The organism is Rhodococcus sp. ACT016, assembly GCF_050477185.1.
Lineage (GTDB): Bacteria > Actinomycetota > Actinomycetes > Mycobacteriales > Mycobacteriaceae > Prescottella.
Map to the genome: position 1 here is coordinate 4,816,962 of NZ_JBEAET010000001.1, position 19,478 is coordinate 4,836,439.

At 68.0% G+C, this 19,478-nt stretch carries 18 protein-coding genes; 5 read left to right on the forward strand and 13 right to left on the reverse strand.

The window, feature by feature from the left end:
* Positions 1-92: 92 nt before the first annotated feature.
* On the forward strand, positions 93-764 hold the full coding sequence (locus ACQ5DX_RS22055; RefSeq protein ID WP_430334608.1) for a TetR/AcrR family transcriptional regulator: 672 nt from the start codon (positions 93-95) through the stop codon (positions 762-764).
* Here the strand turns inward: ACQ5DX_RS22055 and ACQ5DX_RS22060 are convergent.
* From ACQ5DX_RS22060 to ACQ5DX_RS22085, 6 genes are all read right to left on the reverse strand, one after another.
* Entirely contained in the window at positions 761-1,411 is a 651-nt protein-coding gene (locus ACQ5DX_RS22060; RefSeq protein ID WP_430334609.1) for a CoA transferase subunit B, read from the reverse strand. The two genes, ACQ5DX_RS22055 and ACQ5DX_RS22060, sit on opposite strands and share 4 nt — an antisense overlap.
* A complete protein-coding gene (locus ACQ5DX_RS22065; RefSeq protein WP_430334610.1) occupies positions 1,408-2,154 on the reverse strand; it encodes a CoA transferase subunit A in 747 nt (248 codons plus the stop codon). The genes ACQ5DX_RS22060 and ACQ5DX_RS22065 overlap by 4 nt, the downstream gene beginning before the upstream one ends.
* Positions 2,151-3,335, reverse strand: a complete 1,185-nt coding sequence (gene fahA / locus ACQ5DX_RS22070; RefSeq protein WP_430334611.1) for a fumarylacetoacetase — start codon at positions 3,333-3,335, stop codon at positions 2,151-2,153. Before fahA ends, ACQ5DX_RS22065 begins: the two co-directional genes overlap by 4 nt.
* Positions 3,332-4,255: a hypothetical protein gene (locus tag ACQ5DX_RS22075; RefSeq protein WP_430334612.1), complete on the reverse strand. Its 924-nt coding sequence runs from the start codon at positions 4,253-4,255 to the stop codon at positions 3,332-3,334. Before ACQ5DX_RS22075 ends, fahA begins: the two co-directional genes overlap by 4 nt.
* Positions 4,252-5,451: a homogentisate 1,2-dioxygenase gene (locus ACQ5DX_RS22080; protein ID WP_430334613.1), complete on the reverse strand. Its 1,200-nt coding sequence runs from the start codon at positions 5,449-5,451 to the stop codon at positions 4,252-4,254. The genes ACQ5DX_RS22075 and ACQ5DX_RS22080 overlap by 4 nt, the downstream gene beginning before the upstream one ends.
* A 327-nt stretch (positions 5,452-5,778) precedes the next feature.
* Positions 5,779-6,342 (reverse strand): MarR family winged helix-turn-helix transcriptional regulator, encoded by a 564-nt coding sequence (locus tag ACQ5DX_RS22085; RefSeq protein ID WP_430334614.1) that lies wholly within the window; start codon positions 6,340-6,342, stop codon positions 5,779-5,781.
* Positions 6,343-6,574: 232 nt separating this feature from the next.
* Here ACQ5DX_RS22085 and ACQ5DX_RS22090 point away from each other — a divergent pair, with 232 nt between their 5' ends.
* The 4 genes from ACQ5DX_RS22090 (at position 6,575) to ACQ5DX_RS22105 (ending at position 12,030) form a co-directional block, all read left to right on the forward strand.
* On the forward strand, positions 6,575-7,258 hold the full coding sequence (locus ACQ5DX_RS22090; protein WP_430334615.1) for an IclR family transcriptional regulator: 684 nt from the start codon (positions 6,575-6,577) through the stop codon (positions 7,256-7,258).
* A 238-nt stretch (positions 7,259-7,496) separates the two neighbouring features.
* Positions 7,497-9,803, forward strand: coding sequence for a cytochrome P450/oxidoreductase (locus tag ACQ5DX_RS22095; protein ID WP_430334616.1), 2,307 nt, complete (start codon positions 7,497-7,499; stop codon positions 9,801-9,803).
* Between the two features lie 44 nt (positions 9,804-9,847).
* A complete protein-coding gene (locus ACQ5DX_RS22100; RefSeq protein WP_430334617.1) occupies positions 9,848-11,197 on the forward strand; it encodes an MFS transporter in 1,350 nt (449 codons plus the stop codon).
* Between the two features lie 71 nt (positions 11,198-11,268).
* Positions 11,269-12,030, forward strand: coding sequence for an alpha/beta fold hydrolase (locus ACQ5DX_RS22105; RefSeq protein ID WP_430334618.1), 762 nt, complete (start codon positions 11,269-11,271; stop codon positions 12,028-12,030).
* An 88-nt stretch (positions 12,031-12,118) separates the two neighbouring features.
* On the opposite strand, the gene ACQ5DX_RS22110 is transcribed toward ACQ5DX_RS22105, so the two are convergent.
* The 7 genes from ACQ5DX_RS22110 to ACQ5DX_RS22140 all read right to left on the reverse strand — a co-directional run bounded on the left by ACQ5DX_RS22110 (position 12,119) and on the right by ACQ5DX_RS22140 (position 19,430).
* Positions 12,119-13,687 carry a flotillin family protein gene (locus ACQ5DX_RS22110; protein WP_430334619.1) on the reverse strand — a complete coding sequence of 523 codons (1,569 nt, stop codon included), beginning with the start codon at positions 13,685-13,687 and terminating at the stop codon, positions 12,119-12,121.
* 9 nt (positions 13,688-13,696) lie between these two features.
* A complete protein-coding gene (locus ACQ5DX_RS22115; protein ID WP_430334620.1) occupies positions 13,697-14,239 on the reverse strand; it encodes an NfeD family protein in 543 nt (180 codons plus the stop codon).
* A 157-nt stretch (positions 14,240-14,396) separates the two neighbouring features.
* Positions 14,397-14,885, reverse strand: coding sequence for a nuclear transport factor 2 family protein (locus tag ACQ5DX_RS22120; RefSeq protein ID WP_430334621.1), 489 nt, complete (start codon positions 14,883-14,885; stop codon positions 14,397-14,399).
* A 66-nt stretch (positions 14,886-14,951) separates the two neighbouring features.
* Entirely contained in the window at positions 14,952-16,241 is a 1,290-nt protein-coding gene (locus ACQ5DX_RS22125; RefSeq protein WP_430334622.1) for an MFS transporter, read from the reverse strand.
* A 108-nt stretch (positions 16,242-16,349) separates the two neighbouring features.
* Positions 16,350-17,819, reverse strand: coding sequence for an FAD-dependent oxidoreductase (locus tag ACQ5DX_RS22130; protein WP_430334623.1), 1,470 nt, complete (start codon positions 17,817-17,819; stop codon positions 16,350-16,352).
* Complete coding sequence (locus ACQ5DX_RS22135) at positions 17,816-18,601, reverse strand: SDR family NAD(P)-dependent oxidoreductase (protein WP_430334624.1); 786 nt, start codon at positions 18,599-18,601, stop codon at positions 17,816-17,818. Before ACQ5DX_RS22135 ends, ACQ5DX_RS22130 begins: the two co-directional genes overlap by 4 nt.
* Positions 18,594-19,430: an SDR family NAD(P)-dependent oxidoreductase gene (locus ACQ5DX_RS22140; protein WP_430334625.1), complete on the reverse strand. Its 837-nt coding sequence runs from the start codon at positions 19,428-19,430 to the stop codon at positions 18,594-18,596. Before ACQ5DX_RS22140 ends, ACQ5DX_RS22135 begins: the two co-directional genes overlap by 8 nt.
* Positions 19,431-19,478: the final 48 nt, after the last annotated feature.

The window sequence follows — 19,478 nt, forward strand, 5'->3', positions numbered from 1 at the left end:
TTTTGCCTCAATCGAACCTTCCGACGGGTAGGTTTTGTTTCTGTCGGGACTGGTTCGGTCGGAATGTAGAGGTGTGAAACGCGGGGGCGGCCATGACGGACGAGCGGGAGATCATCAGTCGGCGCGAGGAACGCAAGCGCCGGACACGCGAGCGATTGCTCGACGCCGGGCGCACGCTGTTCTCGGAACGAGGATTCGATCAGACGACCATCGACGACATCGTCGCGGCTGCACACGTCTCGCGTGGCACGTTCTTCAACTACTTCGACAACAAGGACGCCGTCCTCGCTGCGCTGCACCGGGTCCACATGGACAAGCTGCCCGCGATCATCGACGACCTGCTGGCGCGGGAGCTCACCACCGCAGAGCGGATCCAGGCCCTCTTCGACGACGTCGTGGACGCCGCGGTCACTCTCGAGAAGTACTTCAGGGCGACAACCCGGGAACTCGACCGCGACCTCGCGACACCCGCGATCAGCGCCGCCCGCACCGAGCGATTCATCGTCGCGTTCGGACGGGTACTCGAGGCCGGCGTGGCCCGCGGCGAGGTGCGCGTGGACTACCCGCTGCGTTTCCTGTCGCAGATGGTGACCGCCGTGTACGTGACGACGATCCGGTACTGGCGTCAGGACACGGTGTTCGACATGGAACTCGAATTCGAGCGAGCCGCAGCGTTCATCGCCGAGGCGATCGCGCCGCCGGAAAATGGAGACCCGTCCGGCCCGAAGGGGGGGTCCGGACCGGACGGGGGTTCGGAAGGTTAGGCGGCCTCGTCGGACAGGTCGACGACCAGTTCGGCACCGGTCGCGGCCGTGATCTCCTCGACGGTGACGTCGGGCGCGAGTTCACGCAGCACCAGTCCACCGTCGGTGACATCGATGACGCCCAGGTTGGTGATGATGCGCTGCACCACCGCCTTACCGGTCAACGGCAGCGAGCACTGCTCGACGATCTTCGCGCCGCCATCACGATCGGTGTGTTCCATCACCACGATCACCCGGCGGGCACCGTGCACCAGATCCATCGCCCCGCCCATACCCTTGACCATCTTGCCCGGCACCATCCAGTTCGCGAGATCCCCGCCTCGCGAGACCTGCATGCCACCGAGAACCGCGGTGTCGATGTGCCCACCGCGAATCATGCCGAACGACAACGCCGAATCGAAGAACGCCGCACCCGGGTTCACCGTCACCGTCTCCTTACCGGCGTTGATGAGGTCGGGATCGACCGCATCGTCCGTCGGGTAGGGGCCGGTGCCCAGGATGCCGTTCTCGGAGTGCAGCACCACCTTGACGCCCTCCGACAGGTAGTTCGGGATCAAGGTCGGCAGCCCGATCCCCAGGTTGACGTACTCGCCGTCGATCATCTCGGCCGCCGCCCGCGCGGCCATCTGCTCACGTGACCAGCTCATGCCGACACCGTCCGCTTCTCGATTCGCTTGTCCTGAACACCCGTGTGCACCACACGCTGGACGAACACACCCGGCAGATGCACCTGCCCCGGATCGATCTCGCCCGGCTCCACCAGCTTCTCGACCTGCGCGATCGTCACCCGCCCGGCCATCGCGGCCAGCGGGTTGAAGTTCATCGCGGTCTTGTTGAACACGAGATTGCCCTCGGTGTCACCGATCTCGGCGTGAACGAGCGCGAAGTCCGCGACGATCGACTCCTCGAGCACGAACGTCTTGCCGCCGAACTCGCGGGTCTCCTTCGGCGGCGACGCGACCGCGACCGACCCGTCCGGGTTGTAGCGCCACGGCAGACCACCCTCGGACACCGGGGTGCCGACACCGGCCGGCGTGTAGAACGCCGGGATCCCGGCCCCACCCGCCCGCATCCGCTCCGCGAGCGTGCCCTGCGGCGTCAACTCCACCTCGAGCTCACCGGAGAGGTACTGGCGCGCGAACTCCTTGTTCTCACCCACGTACGACGCGGTGACACGTCGGATCTGCCCGGCCGACAGCAGGATCCCCAGACCCCACTCGTCGACACCGCAGTTGTTGGAGAACACCTCGAGCCCCGACACACCCCGCTCGGCCAACGCGCCGATCAACTCGGTCGGAATACCGCACAGACCGAAACCACCGACCGTCAGCGACGACCCGTCGACGATGTCCGCGACGGCCTCCGCTGCGGATGCGAAAACCTTGCTCATCGCGCATCACCGGTGGCGGGCAGGATGCGGGCACGGACCTCGCCGAAGCCGATGCGGCAGCCGTTCGCGCCGGGCGCGGTGGCGGAGATCGAGATCTCGTCGCCGTCCAGGATGAAGGTGCGCTCCTCGCCGGCAACCGTGACCGGTTCGGCACCACCCCAGGTCAATTCGATGAAGGCGCCTCGTTGAGCCTTCTCGGGACCCGAGATGGTGCCGGAGCCGAAGAGGTCACCCGTGCTCGCGGCCGCACCGTTGACGGTGGTGTGCGCCAGCATCTGCGCGGGCGACCAGTACATCTGGGCGTAGGGCGGACGGGACACGACGTCGCCGTTCCACTCGACCTCGAGATCGATGTCCAGGCCCCACTTCTCCTCACCCTGCAGGTACGGGAGCGGGGTCGGATCCTGCACGGGGGTGTCGACGCGGGCGGCCTCGAGCGCCAGCAGCGGAACGACCCATGCGGAGATGGACGTCGCGAAGCTCTTGCCGAGGTTCGGGCCCAGCGGGACGTACTCCCAGGCCTGGATGTCGCGTGCCGACCAGTCGTTGAGGATCACGGCGCCGAAGCAGTGCTCCGCGAACTGGTCCGGGGTGATCGAGGAACCCATCGGCGAACCGACGCCGACGATGAAGCCCATCTCGGCCTCGATGTCGAGGCGGACCGACGGACCGAACGACGGCGCCGCGTCGGCCGGGGCCTTGCGCTGGCCGCACGGGCGGACGATGTCGGTGCCCGAGACGACGACGGTGCTCGACCGGCCGTGGTAGCCGACTGGCAGGTGCTTCCAGTTCGGCATCAGCGCAGCCGAATCCGGGCGGAACAGACGGCCGAGGTTGGTCGCGTGGTTCTCCGACGCGTAGAAGTCGACGTAGTCCGCGACCGCGATGGGCAGGTGCATCGTGACGTCGTCGACGGCGAAGACCGCGTCGTCGGCGATCTCGCCGGACACCAGTTCGGTGATCTGTGCGCGCACCGCCACCCAACGGTCGCAGCCCTGGGCCATGAACGCATTGAGCGTCGGCTGGGCGAAGACGTCATCGCCCAGTGCCTTGGCGAGATCGACGACGCTGTCGCCGACGCGCACGCCGACCCGCGGGCCCGCATCGGCGGTCGAGAACACACCGTAGGGCAGGTTGTCGATACCGAACAGGGAATCGGCAGGAATCGAGATGACGGTCATGCGCGGGATCCTTCGTCGATCGAGTTGAAATCCACCGAACCCGTAGGCGCGGAGGGCCCGGTGGATGCTTGGGGCACCAGTCCGAGGCCGACCAGTTCGGTCAGCGGATCGGTGATGCTGCAGGTGCCGAAGGATAGGAAGTTCGCGCGCAGCGCGTCCACCTCTTCGGCCGACAACCCGTTCAGTCGGGCTGCCAGATTCTCTCCGTCGCGGTCCGCCAGCGTCGACGCGATCTCGTCGACGCTCGCGCCGCCCGCGGCCCGGTGAGCCGCGAGCATGACGTTGAGGAAGCCGTGCTGTTCGAATCCCGTGTCGGGGTCCGTGTTCCGCACCGCGTGGTGCAGCCCGGCGGTCGCCTTGAACCGCACACCCCCACCGACGACGGTGTGGATCGCGGCGGCCAGTTCGGCCTCGTCCGGGTACGCGGCGGCGAAGACGCCGCCGGTCCGGAACTTCGCCGCGTAGGCGGTTCCGGCGAGTCGGGCCAGGATCTCGGGACGACGGTCGTCGCGCGGGACCTCGACGAAGATGTCGACTCCCGGTGCAGCCGACGCGATCTCGTCCAGCGCGGCGAACAGCGCGTCCGGGCTCTGGCCCTCGGCAACGGCGATCTCCATCGCGACCAGCTTGACGCCGTCGATCGCACGCAGCTGCTCGAGCGCCGCCGGAACGGCGTCGGTACCGCCGGGGACGGTCAGGCTCAGCTCGAGCACACCGTCCTGATCGGCAGCCTTCTCGCCGAGGATCGCGGGCAGCTCACCCAGGCGCGGCGCCGGGAACACGAACGGCCCCACCAGCGCGGCGTGGTCGCTGCGCTCGTGCGCGAGGTGCGCGGGCACGGCGGCGTCCATCGGCGCGTTCCCCGGAGGGAACAGCGCCGCGTCGTCGCACAGACCCGTCAGCAGCGGAGAGATGGTCACTTGTTCGGCCCCCGTCCGGACCAGGACCACGCGTACGCCTGGTCCTCGCACGCCAGCGCGCCCTCACCGAGCTCGAGCGGGCGGAAGGTGTCGACCATGACGGCCAGCTCGTCGAAGAACTCGACGCCGATGCTGCGCTCGTACGCGCCCGGCTGCGGGCCGTGGGCGTGGCCGCCGGGGTGGATCGAGATCGAGCCCTGGCCGATGCCCGAACCCTTGCGGGCCTCGTAGTCGCCACCGCAGTAGAACATGATCTCGTCGGAGTCCACGTTCGAGTGGTAGTACGGCACCGGGATCGACAGCGGGTGGTAATCGACCTTGCGGGGCACGAAGTTGCAGATGACGAAGTTGTTGCCCTCGAACGCCTGGTGCGCCGGCGGCGGCTGGTGCACGCGGCCCGTGATGGGCTCGTAGTCGGAGATGTTGAAGGTGTACGGGTACAGGCAGCCGTCCCAGCCGACGACGTCGAACGGGTGGTTCGGGTACACCATGCGGGTGCCGACGATCGCGCCACCGGCACGGTGCTTGACCAGGACCTCGACGTCGGTGCCCTCGGCGACCAGCGGCTCGGCGGGGCCGTGCAGGTCCCGCTCGCAGAACGGCGCGTGCTCGAGGAACTGGCCGAACTTCGACAGGTAGCGCTTGGGCGGAACGATGTGGCTGTTCGCCTCGATTGCGTACGCGCGCAACGGCTCCGATCCCTGCGGCACCCAACGGTGGGTGGTCGACATCGGGATCAGGACGTAGTCGCCCTGACGTGCGTGCAGCGCACCGAAGACGGTCTCGACGATCGCCTCGCCCGACTCGACGTAGACCATCTCGTCACCGAGCGAGTTGCGGTACAGCGGCGACTCCTTGGCGGACACCACGTACGAGATGCGCACGTCGGCGTTGCCGAGGATCAGTCGGCGGCCGGTGACGACGTCGGTCTCGGCCCACGACTCCTCTGGGAAGAGGTCGTGGAGCTTGAGGTGCCGCGGCTTGAGCGGGTGGTTCGGGGTGGTGGTCTGGTCGCGCAGCTCCCACACGGTTGCGTCGACGATGGCCGACGGGATGTGGCGGTGGTACAGCAGCGACGAGTCGGAGGAGAAGCCCTCCTCGCCCATCAGCTCCTCGAAGTAGAGCTGGCCATCTTCGTCCCGGTGCTGGGTGTGACGCTTCGGCGGAATGTTGCCGAGCTGTCGGTAGAACGCCATGACCGGCCTCCTGATGTGGTCGCGCCCGCTGACTGCCGGGCTGTGGTCGTCACCGTCGGCGGAACTGCAGCGCGCCCGTGGTCGTCACGGCCCGCCGGCCCCTCTCCGAGGTTAGTAAACAGATTAACTAGTTTCGGTACGTGAGCGCAACCACACGAGCGGTCTCGTCTCCCCGTGTTTCGCGCACTTGTCGCGCCACTCCCCCTCCCCACCCCGCGCTTTGCGCACTTGCCGCGCAGGTAGCCGTCCCGGGAGCGCTGAAAGTGCGCAGAACGCGACGGAAGAGAGGAGGCGCCGAGGGGGCGAACGGGCCCGAGGCCCGGTGGGTCAGTTGCGTCCGCGGACGTCGAACTGGCTGCGGTTGGTGATCAGCTTGTCGAGCAGCATGACGAGAATGTGCTGCTCAGCCTCGGTGAGCACGCTCGCCCACGCATACTCGCGCTCGTTGTGCTCCCGGTAGGTGGCGGCCATCTCCGCCCGCCCCTTCTCGGTGAGCGACAGCTGCACCGAACGCCCGTCGTGCTCGTCGGGCGTGCGCTCGACGAGGCCGGCCGCCTCCAGCGTCTTCGTCAGGTTGGACACGGCCGCGCGGCTCATACCGGTGAGCTTGGCGGCGCTCTTCGGCTCGATCGGGCCGGCCAGCCAGGTCACGAACAGCAACCGGAATGCCGACCACGACAGCCCACGGGGCCGGTGCACGGACGACTCCAGGTCGTAGGTGACCACGTTCGCGGCCCGGTTCAGAGTCAGCAGGACCTGCGTGGCCAGCTGGTGCGTGGACCCGAACTCGGTGCTCAGTCGCCGATTGGCGAGGTCGATGAACGACCAGAAGTCGAGCGAGCCGGGTGTTTCCGACCCCTCGACCACGCTGCGCCCTTCGTCCCCGCTCATGCGGCCAACCCTATCGCGGCTGGTAGTGGATGCGCGCAGCGTGGACGGTCCCGGATAACTCACGCAAATAGTATATGTGTGAACTATTTCTCCAATGCCCGATCACGGTCCGTCGGCCGTGCCCGCTCGCCTCGGCGAACACTGCGCCCCAACGGGTTACCGCTCCACCTGGGAAAGTCTGTACAAAGGATTCCAACCGACAGACCGGCGACTACCCACGAACAGGACGCACATGAGCACGCTGCAGACGCTCGACCGTGGGCTGCGCGCGCTCGACCTCGTCGCGCAGTCGCCCGCCGGCATCTCGGTGGCCGACCTGGCCAAGGAACTCGATGTGCACCGGGCCATCTGCTACCGCATTGTCGCCACCCTCGAGGAGCACTCCCTCGTCACCCGCACCGCCGACGGCCGGATCCGGCTGGGCGTCGCGGCGGCCGTGCTCGCGTCCAGGTTCGAACCGCAGTTCGCGAGCGACGTCCAGCCCGCGCTGCACGCACTGGCCGACGAGACCCGCGCGACGGCGTTCGTCTCCGCAGCTCAGGGGCAGAACTGCGTGGTGATCATGGTTGCCGAACCCGAGGGCACGCTGCTGCGGGTCGGCTACCGCGTGGGCAGTAGCCATCCGCTCGACCGCGGCGCCGCCGGCATCGCGATCCTCGCGCTGCGCCCGGAAACACCCGGCGACTCCGACGCGGTCCGTCAGGCCCGCGCCGACGGCTACAGCCTCACCCGCGGACAGCTCGAGCACGGCGCGGTCGGCATCGCGTCGGGCATCGCGCTGCCGCAGGGCGTCGGCTCGAGCGCGGGCCTCGAACGCAGCGTCGGCGTGGTCGCGATCGACGGCCTCGACACCGATCAGGCAGCGAACGCGGTGAAGCGCACCGCCCGCGAGATCGAGCGCCTCATCAGCATCTGACGCTTCCCCGCGTCCACGCCGCACCACCTCCCCTTCCCGACCCCTCTCCCCCTCGGGCGTTGCGAATCGAGCCGTCACGGCCATCGCAGAACAGACCGCCCGCTCCGTTACAGCGTCGGCACTTGACCCCGAATGTGACCGCACTTACTCTGTCCGAAGTTCGCTCACCGCTACAGGTTGTGCGTTATTAGTAACTCCGCAGTTCAGAGCGAGTTTCAAACCAACGGAGATTCAAGTCATGAGCGCGTGCCCGATCGATCACAAGGCCCTGCAGACCACGGGCTGCCCGGTTTCCGCGAATGCCGCCGCCTTCGATCCCTTCACCGGTCCGTACCAGGTGGACCCCGCGTCGTCGCTGCGCTGGTCGCGCGACGAGGAGCCGGTGTTCTACAGCCCCGAACTGGGCTACTGGGTGGTCACCCGGTACGAGGACGTCAAGGCCGTCTTCCGCGACAACATCCTGTTCTCGCCGTCGATCGCGCTCGAGAAGATCACCCCGGTCTCGGACGAGGCGACGGCGACGCTCGCCAAGTACGACTACGCGATGTCGCGCACGCTGGTGAACGAGGACGAGCCCGCACACATGCCGCGCCGCCGCGTCCTGATGGACCCGTTCACCCCCAAGGAACTGGTCCACCACGAGCCGATGGTCCGCCGCCTCACCCGCGAGTACGTCGACCGGTTCGTCGAGACCGGCCGGGCCGACCTCGTCGACGAGATGCTGTGGGAGGTCCCGCTCACCGTCGCCCTGCACTTCCTCGGCGTGCCCGAGGAGGACATGGACGAGCTGCGCAGCTACTCGATTGCACACACCGTCAACACGTGGGGGCGGCCCGCGGTCGAGGAGCAGGTCGCGGTCGCCGACGCGGTCGGCAAGTTCTGGCAGTACGCCGGCCAGGTGCTCGACAAGATGCGCAAGGATCCGTCCGGGCACGGCTGGATGCCGTTCGGAATCCGCATGCAGCAGGAGCAGCCCGACGTCGTCACCGACTCGTACCTGCACTCGATGATGATGGCGGGAATCGTTGCGGCACACGAGACCACGGCCAACGCGTCCGCGAACGCCTTCCGCCTGCTGCTCGAGAACCGCAGTGTGTGGGAGGAGATCGTCGCCGATCCGAGCCTGATCCCGAACGCCGTCGAGGAGTGCCTGCGCCACTCCGGTTCGGTCGCGGCCTGGCGCCGCCTGGTCACCGACGACACCACCATCGGCGGCATCAACATCCCCGCGGGTTCGAAGCTGCTGATCGTCACGTCGTCCGCGAACCATGACGAGCGCCACTTCGACAACGCCGACGACTTCGACATCCGCCGCGAGAACTCGAGCGACCACCTCACGTTCGGCTACGGCAGCCACCAGTGCATGGGTAAGAACCTGGCCCGCATGGAGATGCAGATCTTCCTCGAGGAGTTCACCAAGCGTCTCCCGCACATGGAGCTGGCCCCCGACCAGAAGTTCACTTACCTGCCCAACACGTCGTTCCGCGGGCCGGACCACGTTCTGGTGCAGTGGGATCCGGCGAAGAACCCGGAACGCGCCGACCCGTCGATCCTCGACGATCGTCAGCCGGTGAAGATCGGCGAGCCGTCCAAGACCAACATCTCGCGCACCGTCTCGGTCGACGCCATCACCCCGGCCGCCGACGGCGTCGTGCGGGTGCGGCTGTCGGATCCGTCGGGCAAGCCGCTACCGAAGTGGACGCCCGGCTCGCACGTGGACGTCGAACTGGGCGACCTGTCGCGCCAGTACTCGCTGTGCAGCAACCCGAACGACCTGTCGCACTACGAGATCGCGGTGCTCGAGGAGCCCGAGAGCCGCGGCGGATCGCGCTACGTGCACCGCACCCTGCAGGCCGGCGACACCCTGAAGATGCGCGGCCCGCGCAACCACTTCAAGCTCGACCCGGACGCGGAGCGCTACATCTTCGTGGCGGGCGGCATCGGCATCACCCCGGTCATCGCGATGGCCGACCATGCCAAGGCCACCGGCAAGGAATACGAAATCCACTACTGCGGACGCGATGTCGCGACGATGGCGCTGCTCGACCGGCTGACGGCCGACCACGGTGGCAGGGTCGAGATCCACTCGAGCGCCGCGGGTGACCGCCTCGACATCCCGGCCCTGCTCGCGACGCCGGCACCCGGCGCCCAGATCTACTCGTGCGGCCCGGAGCGGCTGCTCGCCGCGCTCGAGGAGGCCACCGCGCACTGGCCCGAGGACTCGCTGCACGTCGAGCACTTCACCTCGAACCTAGCCACGCTCGACCCGGCCAACGAGCACGCGTTCGAGGTCGAGCTGCGCGACTCCGGCCTGACCATCCAGGTGGCGGCCGACCAGACGGTGCTCGACGCCCTGCGCGCGTCGAACATCGACATCCAGAGCGACTGCGAGGAGGGGCTGTGCGGATCGTGCGAAGCCCCCGTCCTCGACGGTGAGGTAGACCACCGGGACATGGTGCTCACCAAAACCGAACGGGCTCAGAACAAGTCGATGATGACCTGCTGCTCCCGCGCATGCGGCAAGAAAATCAGCCTCGCACTCTGATCCCCCCTCCCCCAGAATCTCTCCAGCACCCGAAAGGATCCGTCATGGGATCTCCGACCGTCACCGGGGCCGCCGTGCCGCCGGGTTCGGCCACCACCGATCAGCCCCCGAAGTCCAGCTTCAAGCGCGTCCTCACCGGCAGCATGGCCGGCGCCGTGCTCGAGTGGTACGACTTCGCGATCTACGGCATCCTCGCGGCGACCGTCCTGGGCCCGCTGTTCTTCCCCGGTGACGACGGCGTCGCGAAGCTGCTGCTGGCGCTGGCCACGCAGGGCCTCGGCTTCATCGCCCGCCCGCTGGGCGGCATCGTGTTCGGCCACCTCGGCGACAAGTTCGGCCGCAAGCCGATGCTCGTCACGACATTCATCCTGCTGGGCACCGCGACGGCCGCGATCGGCCTGCTGCCGACGTACGACCAGATCGGCATCTGGGCCACAGTCGCTTTGGTCGTGCTGCGCATGATCCAGGGCTTCGCACTCGGCGGCGAGTTCGGTGCCGCGGTGCTGCTGGTCAGCGAATACGGCGAGCCGAAGAAGCGCGGCTTCTGGGCGTCGTGGCCGCAGGCCGGTGCCCCGATGGGCACGGTGCTGGCGACCGTCATCGTGTCGGTTCTCGGCTTCTTCCTCAGCGACGACGCGTTCGACCAGTGGGGCTGGCGTGTGGCCTTCCTGTTCGCGATCCCGCTGCTGATCGTCGGCTTCTGGGTGCGCCGCGGCGTCGAGGAGTCCCCGGTCTTCAAGGCCGCGCAAGAGCAGGCCGCGAAGGCTCCGGCGGCACAGGAACGTTCGAGCATCCTCGAGGCGCTGTCGCGGCCGCGCGCCGTGCTCACCGGCCTCGGCATGCGCCTGGGCGAGAACATCGCGTTCTACGTCTACACCGTGTTCGTCATCGCGTACGCCACCACGTACTTCGACTTCCACCGCGGCGACATCATCCTGGCCGTGACGTTCGCGTCGCTGTTCCAGTTCGTCGGCATGATCGGCGGCGGCGCGTGGTCCGACCGCGTGGGCCGCAAGAAGGCGATGCTCGTGCCCGCGATCATCCTCGTGGTGTGGGCGCCGGTGTTCTTCTGGCTGGTCCAGCTCGAGAGCCTGCCGATGCTGTGGCTCGGCGTGTGCGTGGGCGCGTTCTTCCACGGCATGCTGGCCGGCCCGGAGGCCGCGTGGATCACCGAGCTGTTCCCGACCCGCTACCGCTACGCCGGTTCGTCGCTGGTGTTCCAGGGCTCGTCGATCATCGCCGGTGCGCCGGCCCCGTTCATCGCGGTCTGGCTGATCGAGAACTTCGGTGTCGGTATGGTTGTCGGCTACCTGGTGGTCACGATGGCGATCACGGTGATCGCGCTCGCGTTCAGCCGGGAGACCAAGGGCGTGAATCTCGACGACGTCGCATGAGCTGAAGGGTCCCTTCATGCGCTGTCAGCGTGTGAAGGGACCCTTCAGCCGACTAGGCAAGGAGAACTCGAATGGCAATCGCGCACAAGATCGTCGGTAGCGGTCCGATCAAGGTGATCGCGCTGCACGGCTGGTTCGGCACCTCGGAGGGCTGGGGCCTGCTGCCCGAACTGGTCGACCCAGACGCCTACACCTACGCCCTGATCGACTACCGCGGCTACGGCGCCCGCAAGGACGAGGCCGGCGAGTACACGCTCGAGGAGATCTCGGCGGACACCCTCGCCCTCGCCGACGAGCTCGGCTGGGACCGCTTCGCCCTCGTCGGTCACTCGATGGGCGGCGCCGCGGCGCTGCGCGTATTCGCCGACGCACCCGAGCGGGTGACCGCGGTGATCGGCATCAGCCCGGTGCCGGCGTCGGGTGTCCCGTTCGACCCGGACAGCGACGCGCTGTTCACCGGCGCCGAGAACGAGGACGGCAACCGCTACGCGATCCTCGACTTCACGACCGGCAACCGCCAGTCGGCGTACTGGTTGCGGCAGATGACGCAGTTCTCGGTGGACCACTCGGTTCGCCCGGCGTTCGGCGCCTACCTGCGCTCCTGGGCGGGAGCCGATTTCGTCGCCGACCTGCCGGGCACGTCCGTTCCGGTGAAGGTGATCGTCGGCGAGCACGATCCGGCGCTCGGAGCGGAGACGATGAAGGCCACGTGGATGGAGCAGCTGCCGCAGTGCGAGCTCGACGTCCTCGCCAACGCCGGGCACTACGCGATGTTCGAGGCCCCGGTCGCGATGATGACCAGCATCGAGAAGGCGCTCTCCCCGCTGCAGTGAACAACCGGAAAACCACGGCCCGCCCCACGCTTTCGGTGGGGCGGGCCGTTTCGGTTGCGGCCGGTCACTGACCGGTCGGCTTACCCGCTCAGTTGCTGCTCGCACTCGCGGACGTCAGCGCCGCCTCGGCGACGTCGGTGGTGGTCGGCGCAGCCTTCTCTGGATGCTGCCCAATCGAATTGAGCATGCCGGTGATGTCGACGCCGGAGGATTCGAGGGTCTCGATCACTCCCGCGATCGTCGACGGGCTGATGCCGAGGAGCGAGCCGACGCTGCCGGAGACGCCGTCCGCGCCGCCGACGATCGAGATCCGGTCGATCTCGCCCACCGGCTTCGCTGCCGCGTCGGTCGCCTCGACGAGCGCCTTCAGGACGTCGGGGAGCATCAGCATCTGGGCAGCGGCCGGCGTGTAGGCGTTGAGCGCCTCGGCCACCTTCCGCTTGCCATCGGCCTCCGCCTCGAGCCGGGCACGCAGACCGTCCGCCTCGGCCTGCTGCTCGGCGCGCAGCGCCTCGGCGGCGACCGTGCGGCCCTCCGCCTCGGCTGCCAGCCGGGCCTTGATGCCGTCGGCCTCGGCCTGCTGCTCGGTGCGCACGGCGTCGGCGGCGAGCTTGCGGGCATCGGCGGCGGCTTCACCCGAGCGTCGTGCGGACTCGGCGGCGGCTTCGGCGCGGAGGATCGCGGCCGTCTTCTCGCCCTCGGCGCGGGCGATGGCGGCCTGACGCTCGGCCTCGGCGGGGGCGATGACGTCCGCCTCGAGCGCGGCCTTGGCCTGCTCGGCGCGCCGCTGATCGACCTCGATTCGGGCCTCCACCTGCGCGGCCTCGGCCTTCTCCTGCGCGATCTTGACCGCCTTCTCCGCGGTCGCCCGGGCCAGCGGGCCGGCCTGGTCGGCCTCGGCGTTCTCCGCCTCGGTGCGGGCGCGCAGCTTCGCCAGCTCGACGTCCCGGGCCTGGTTGGCGGCGGCGATCGCGGTGTCGGCCTCGGCCTGCGCGACGGCGCCTTCCTGCCGGGCCTTCGCGGACTGGATCTGGGCGTCGCGGTCCGCGTTCGCGGTGCCGATGGCCGCGTCACGCTTGACCTCGGCGATGCGGCGCTGACCGAGAGACTCGAGGTAGCCGTTGTGGTCGCTGATTCCGGCGATCTTGAGAACGTCGACTTCCATGCCGATGCGGGAGAGGTCGCCGCCGGCTTCGTCGACGACGCTGCGTGCGAGGGTCTCGCGGTTCGAGTTCAGATCCTCGACGGTCATGGTGGCGGTGATGCCACGGAGCGATCCGGCGAGGATGTCGTTGATCTGTCGGCGGAGTTCGTCGAGGTCGGAGGTCAGGAACCGCTGGACGGCGGTCTGGACGGCCTCGTCGGCCGAGCCGATACGCACCAGGCCGACGGCCTCGACGTTCACCGGGACGCCGTCGTTGGAGAGGGCGTTCTGCAGATCGATCTTCACGTTGAACGGCTCGAGCGACATGATGTCGACGCGCTCGATGCCCGGGATCTTGAAGCGGGCGCCGCCGCGCACCACCTTCGGGGTGCCGCGGCCGGTGAAGACTGCGACCTCGTTCGGGGGCACCTTGATGTAGTTGCGGATGTAGATGAAGGGCAGTCCGATGAAGACCACCAGGGCAGCCACGACGGCGCCCACGATTGCGACCATGAGTTTCCCTCAGTTCGTTTCGGGCAGTGCGGAATCCGATGTGGAGTCGGTGATCGCGACGACGTGAACGTTGTCGTCGTCGACGTCGCCGATGTAGACGGCGGTGTTCACGGGCAGCGGTGCCGGTTCGGCGGAGACGGCGCGCGCACGGACCCGGCTTCCCTCGACGTCGGTGAAGGTGATCTCGCCCCACTGGCCGGGTTCGATGGCGATGGTGACGGTGCCGGTCAGGCCGATGTAGCTGTGCCGTCCGATGTGGGAATTGGACTGCTGTCGTAGCAGGTAGGGAAGGAGGACACCGCGGGTGACGAAGACCAGGACGATCGCGCACCCGGCGGCCGCGATCCCCGCGACGCCACCACTACCGCCCGCCAGGAGTGTCGCGCTTCCGCCGAGGCCGACGCCGAACAGTGCTGTGGCGGCGGTTGTCAGACTCAGGAACGGCAACCCCTCCACCGCGTCGCCGCTGTCGGATCCGGCGTCGCCGACGACGATCGTCCCGACGAGGCCCACGAGACCCATTGCAAGACATGCAAGAAAGAAGATCGTCACTATCGCCCTCCCCCGGACAGTAGATTTGCCGTCGACCATATCGCAGGTGTTGTCGCGACTGTTCAGGGCGTCGAGGCGGCGCGCACACGACAGCGCCGGCACCCCTGCGGAAGGGGTGCCGGCGCTGTTGTCTCCGCAGACCCGGAAGTGTTGCCGGTCAGGGCTTCCCGGTGAAGACCGGGTCCTCGAAGGACCGACGGGATCGGACCCAGGAGGGGGCCAGGCCGTCGACGATCTCGTCGGTCACGGACTCGTCGAACACGACGATGCGGTCCGCGATGCGCCACTCGCCGTCGCGGCGCTCGAAGCGGTCGACGTAGCGACACTTGATGGTGGCCCGCGACTGCGGACCGCCGGGCACCGCGGGCGCCTGCCGCAGGTAGCACAGGCAGTACGACTCCACGTTCGCCGTGTCGCCGTCCAAGTCGATCAGCACGTTGGTGATGTAGTGCAGCGACGAGTCGATCGTGGCGTGCCGGGACTTCATGTCCTCGATCAGCCCGTCCACGGTGCCGACGTAGCCGCCGTGGTTGTCGATCGCGTCGGGGAAGTAGCAGTCCGCCACGCGGTCGAAGTCCTTGCGGTCCACCGCCCGTGCGTAGCGGTAGAGGACCTCGGTGATGTCCTGCTTGTCGTTGAGCGACATGTGCGTCTCCTGTCGAACGAACGGGGCCCCGCCGGTGTCGCCACCGGCGGGGCCTGACGAGCCGTACTAGTCGGCGCGGAGCTCGATGCCCTTGGTCTCCTTGACGAAGAACACCGCGATGAGGGTGAGCAGCGCGCAGAACACGAAGTAGCCGGCCGGCGCGAGCCGGTTGCCCGTGACGTCGATCAGCCACGTCGCGATGAACGGCGCCGTGCCACCGAGCGCCATGTTGGTGATGTTGTTGCCCAGCGCGAGACCGCTGTAGCGGACCGACGCCTTGAGCATCTCGACGTACGTCACGTACGACGCACCGTTGACCACCGAGACCGTGATGAACAGCACCGACTGGCCGACGACCGCCTGCCAGATGCTGCCACCGGCCATGAGCATGAACATCGGGATGCCCAGCACGACAGCCGCGATACTGCCGATGAGCAGCACGGGCTTGCGGCCGTAGCGGTCGGCCAGGTAGCCCGCGATCGGCAGCGTGATGACACCGAGGACCAGTGCCAGCGACGTGGACAGGAACGCGACGGTGGATGACTGGCCGCCGGCCTTCTGCAGGTAGGTCGCCGCGTACACCGAGGCGATGTAGTAGCCGCCGGTGATGAGCGCACCCAGGAAGATGATCTTCACGAGCGAGCTGCCGGAGGTGGTGAGCAGCTCCTTGACGGGAACCTTCGCGGTCTCACCCTTGTCCTCGAGCTCCTTGAACTGCGGGGTGTCCTCCATGTGGTTCCGGATCCAGATGCCGACCACGCCGATGACGACACTGAGCAGGAACGGAATTCGCCACGCCCACGACATGATCTGGTCGTGCGTGAACACCGAGGTGAGCGCCAGCGCGGTCAGCGACGCGACGAGCGAGCCGATGTAGGTACCCGAGTTGACCATCGAGGTCTGGAAGGCGCGCCACTTGGCCGGAGCGGACTCCGACACGAACGCGTTGGCACCGCCCAGTTCGCCACCGGCCGCAAAGCCCTGCAGGCAGCGGGCCAGCACCAGGATCGCCGTGGCCCACACGCCGAGCGTGACGTAGGTGGGCATCATGCCCATCGCCGCCGTCGCGACGACCATCAGCAGGATCGTCCAGGACAGGGCGTTCTTGCGGCCGTACTTGTCGCCGATGTGGCCGAAGAAGATGCCACCCGGCACGCGCAGGAAGAACGCGACCGCGAACGTCGCGAACGTGCCCAGCAGCGCGGCGGTGTCGTTCTCCGAGACGAAGAACAGCGACGCGATGATGGTCGCCATGTAGCCGTAGATACCGAAGTCGTAGTACTCGACGACGGTACCGACGATGGCCGCACGCACCACCTTGACGGTGGACTGCTTCGGCTGGGTCTCTGTCTGCACGGGATCCGGTCCTCGGGCGGGCTCGGGGTTACGAACCGCGGGCTCCACAGTGTCGTTCGTTGGCATGAATGGTCCTTTGTAAGAGTCTGGTGTGCAACACGCTCGGTGTCAGATTCCTGCAGTTGTCATTGCCGTCGACGTGGGAGACACGGTCGACTCGCCGCGAGCGGTGCGCGCAGCGTTGATTCCGGCGATCCGGCCCATCGTGAGGGCGTTCGCCACGGCGTTGCCGCCGCCCACGTACCGGAGGCCGAGGATTCCGGCCCCGGCTTCTCCGGCCGCGAACAGTCCGTTGACCGGACGTCCGGTCCGATCGAGAACTGATGCGTTGCTGTCGATCTCGACGCCCGCGTGTGTGCACACGAGCTCGGCGGGCAGCAATCGCGCGGCGTAGAACGGACCCTGATCGATCGGGTCCGGGTTGGCGGTGGAACCCTTGTTCGCGAGGGTGCGATGACGCAGGAAGTCGTCGTCGACACCGTTCGGGAGTTGATCGTTCCACCGCGCGACGGCCGCCTCGAGGGAGTCGACCGGCACACCCATCGCTTCGGCGAGTTCCGCGAGAGAATCGGCCCGAAGCGTCCGCCCGGAGTCCGCCTCTTCGAGAACCCGCTCCGAAGCCCAATCAGTATACCCGCCAGGAAGATTCACGCGAGCCTTTTCGTCGAACACGACCCAGGCCCCGCCGCGCTGCGCGTCGATGATGCCGGTCGAAACGGCGTACGACGCGTCCTCGTCCATGAAGCGACGGCCGGCGCCGTTGACGTAGATCCGCGACTTCGGCGGGAAGCCCGACTGCCAGTGGTGGTAGCGCTGAAAGTACACCGTCGGCAGCGTCAGGCCCCAGCCCTCACCGGTGACGGCCGCGTCGACCTGCTCACCGAAGGCCAGGTGATCGCCCTGGCTGCCCGGCGCCGCCACCACGAAGCGCGAGTCGCCGCCCCGGTTGGCGAACGGATACAGCTGGTCCACCAACTCCTTGTTCTGTGCGAAACCGCCGCTCGCGATGACGACCGACGACGCCCGGACCTCGATGTCGTCGGCGACGACGCCGACAACGCGGCCGTCCTCGACGATCAGCGACTGCACGCGCGTGTTCATGACCACCTCGACGCCCTGGTCGCGGCGTGCCTTGTCGAGCACCTGGACCAGGCCGTAGCCCTGATCCTTGGGCACGTGCCCGCGCCAGACGTCCTCGACACCCGCCTGAGCCAGACCCGGCATGTGGGCGTTGGCCGACTCCCGGGCGGGGATCTCCACGCCCAGGCCGATGAGCCATTCGAGCGTCGGGCCGGCGTTCTCGCAGAACGTACGGACCAGACCGGGCTTGAGAATCCAGTGGTTGAGGTCCATGTAGTGCTGGAAGAACTTCTCGGCCGAGTCCTCGATGCCGAGGTCGCGCTGGACGCTGGTGTCGGCGGCGGTGAACAGGCCCGCCGACAGCTGCGTCGAGCCGCCCAGTTCGGTCTGCGACTCGAACAGCAGCACCGACGCGCCCTGCTCGGCCGCGGACACCGCCGCGGCGAGTCCCGCTCCGCCGCCGCCGATGACGACGACGTCCCAGTTGTCTTCACTCATGAGAGGACACCTCCCGTCTCGGCGAGGATGCGGTGGTACAGCCCGTTGGACACCAGGCCGCCGTCGACCGTCACCTCGCTGCCGTTCATGTACGTGGATCGGTCGGACAGCAGGAACAGCACCGCGTTCGTGATCTCGTCGACGGTGCCCATGCGTCCGGCCGGAATGCTTTCCAGCGAGGCCTTGACGAAGGCGTCCGCTCCCCCGACGAGAGCGGTGCCGACCAGCCCGGGATGAACGGAGTTCACCCGGATGCCCCACTGCGCGAACTGTCCGGCCGCCGACTTCGACAGCCCCGTCAGGCCCCACTTGCTCGACGCGTACGCCGGCGAGAAGTACCCGACCTGGCCGGAGATCGACGAGATGTTCACGATCGATCCGCCCCCGCTCTCCCTCATCAACGGAGCGGCGGCCTTCATCCCGTAGAACGGCCCGAACAGGTTGATCCGCATGGTCAGCTCCCAGACGTCGTCCGGGGTGTCCATGAATTCGCGTCGGCGACTGATGCCGGCATTGTTGACCAGACCACCGAGTTCGCCCTTGGTGGAACGGATCTCGTCGATCACGCGCGTCCAGGCCGCGGAGTCGGCGACGTCGAGGTGGTGCGCCGACGCGCTGCCCCCGGCGGCCTCGATCTCGGCCGTCACCGCGGACGTGTCCGCGACGTCGGCGACGCACACGTGCACACCCTGCGCGGCCAGCGCCTTGGCGTGGTTGGCGCCCATGCCGGCGGCGGCGCCGGTGACCAGGACGACGTTCGGGTAGGAAATCGACTCAGACATGGCGCGAACCACCGTCGACGGCGATGGAGTGGCCGGTGACGTAGCGGGCGCTGTCCGAGAGCAGGAACAGCAGCGGCCCGAAGACCTCCTCGGGCGAGCCGAGGCGGTGCAGCGGCACCACGTCCAGCGCGTGCTCGAGGGCGGCGGGATCCTCGCGGACCCAGCGGGTCATCTCGGTGTCGATGTAGCCGGGTGCGATCGCGTTGACGCGAATCCCCTTGTCGCCCAGTTCCACTGCCAGCGACTCGGTGAGGTGCGCGACGGCGGCCTTGGACGTGCAGTACGCGCCGCGGCCCCGGCGGATGCGCAGAGCCGACACCGACGACATGTTCACGATCGCGCCGCCGGGCGCCATGTGGCGGGCCGCGGCCTGCGAACCGAACAGCACACCCTCGACGTTGACGTCGAGGACGGCGGCGATCTGCTCGGGCGAAATCTCCTGGACCAGCGCGAATGGGAAGATGCCGGCGTTGTTGATCCAGAAGTCGATGCGGCCGAACTCCTTCAGCGCGGTCTGCGCCACCGCCTCGTGCTCGTCGGCCTTGGTGACGTCGATGCGGGCACCGACGACGCGGCCGGGCGTCTCGGCGAGCGAGTTCGCGGCGAGCGCGTCGTTGATCTCCTGCGCGGTGGCGGTCATCTGCTCTTCGTTGATGTCCGCACCGACGACGTTCACCCCGCGCGTCGCGAGACCGGCCGCGAAGGCCGCGCCCATGCCGCGGGCGGCGCCGGTGACGACGGCGACCTTGCCGGCCATCTCCGGGTACAACGCGGTCATCAGCGACGCGTCGGTGCGGCCGGGGTTCTGGGTATCAGCGTTTTCGGTCATGATCGGGGTGTTCCTCCAAAGACAATGTTCTGCAAAAGATTCGAGGCA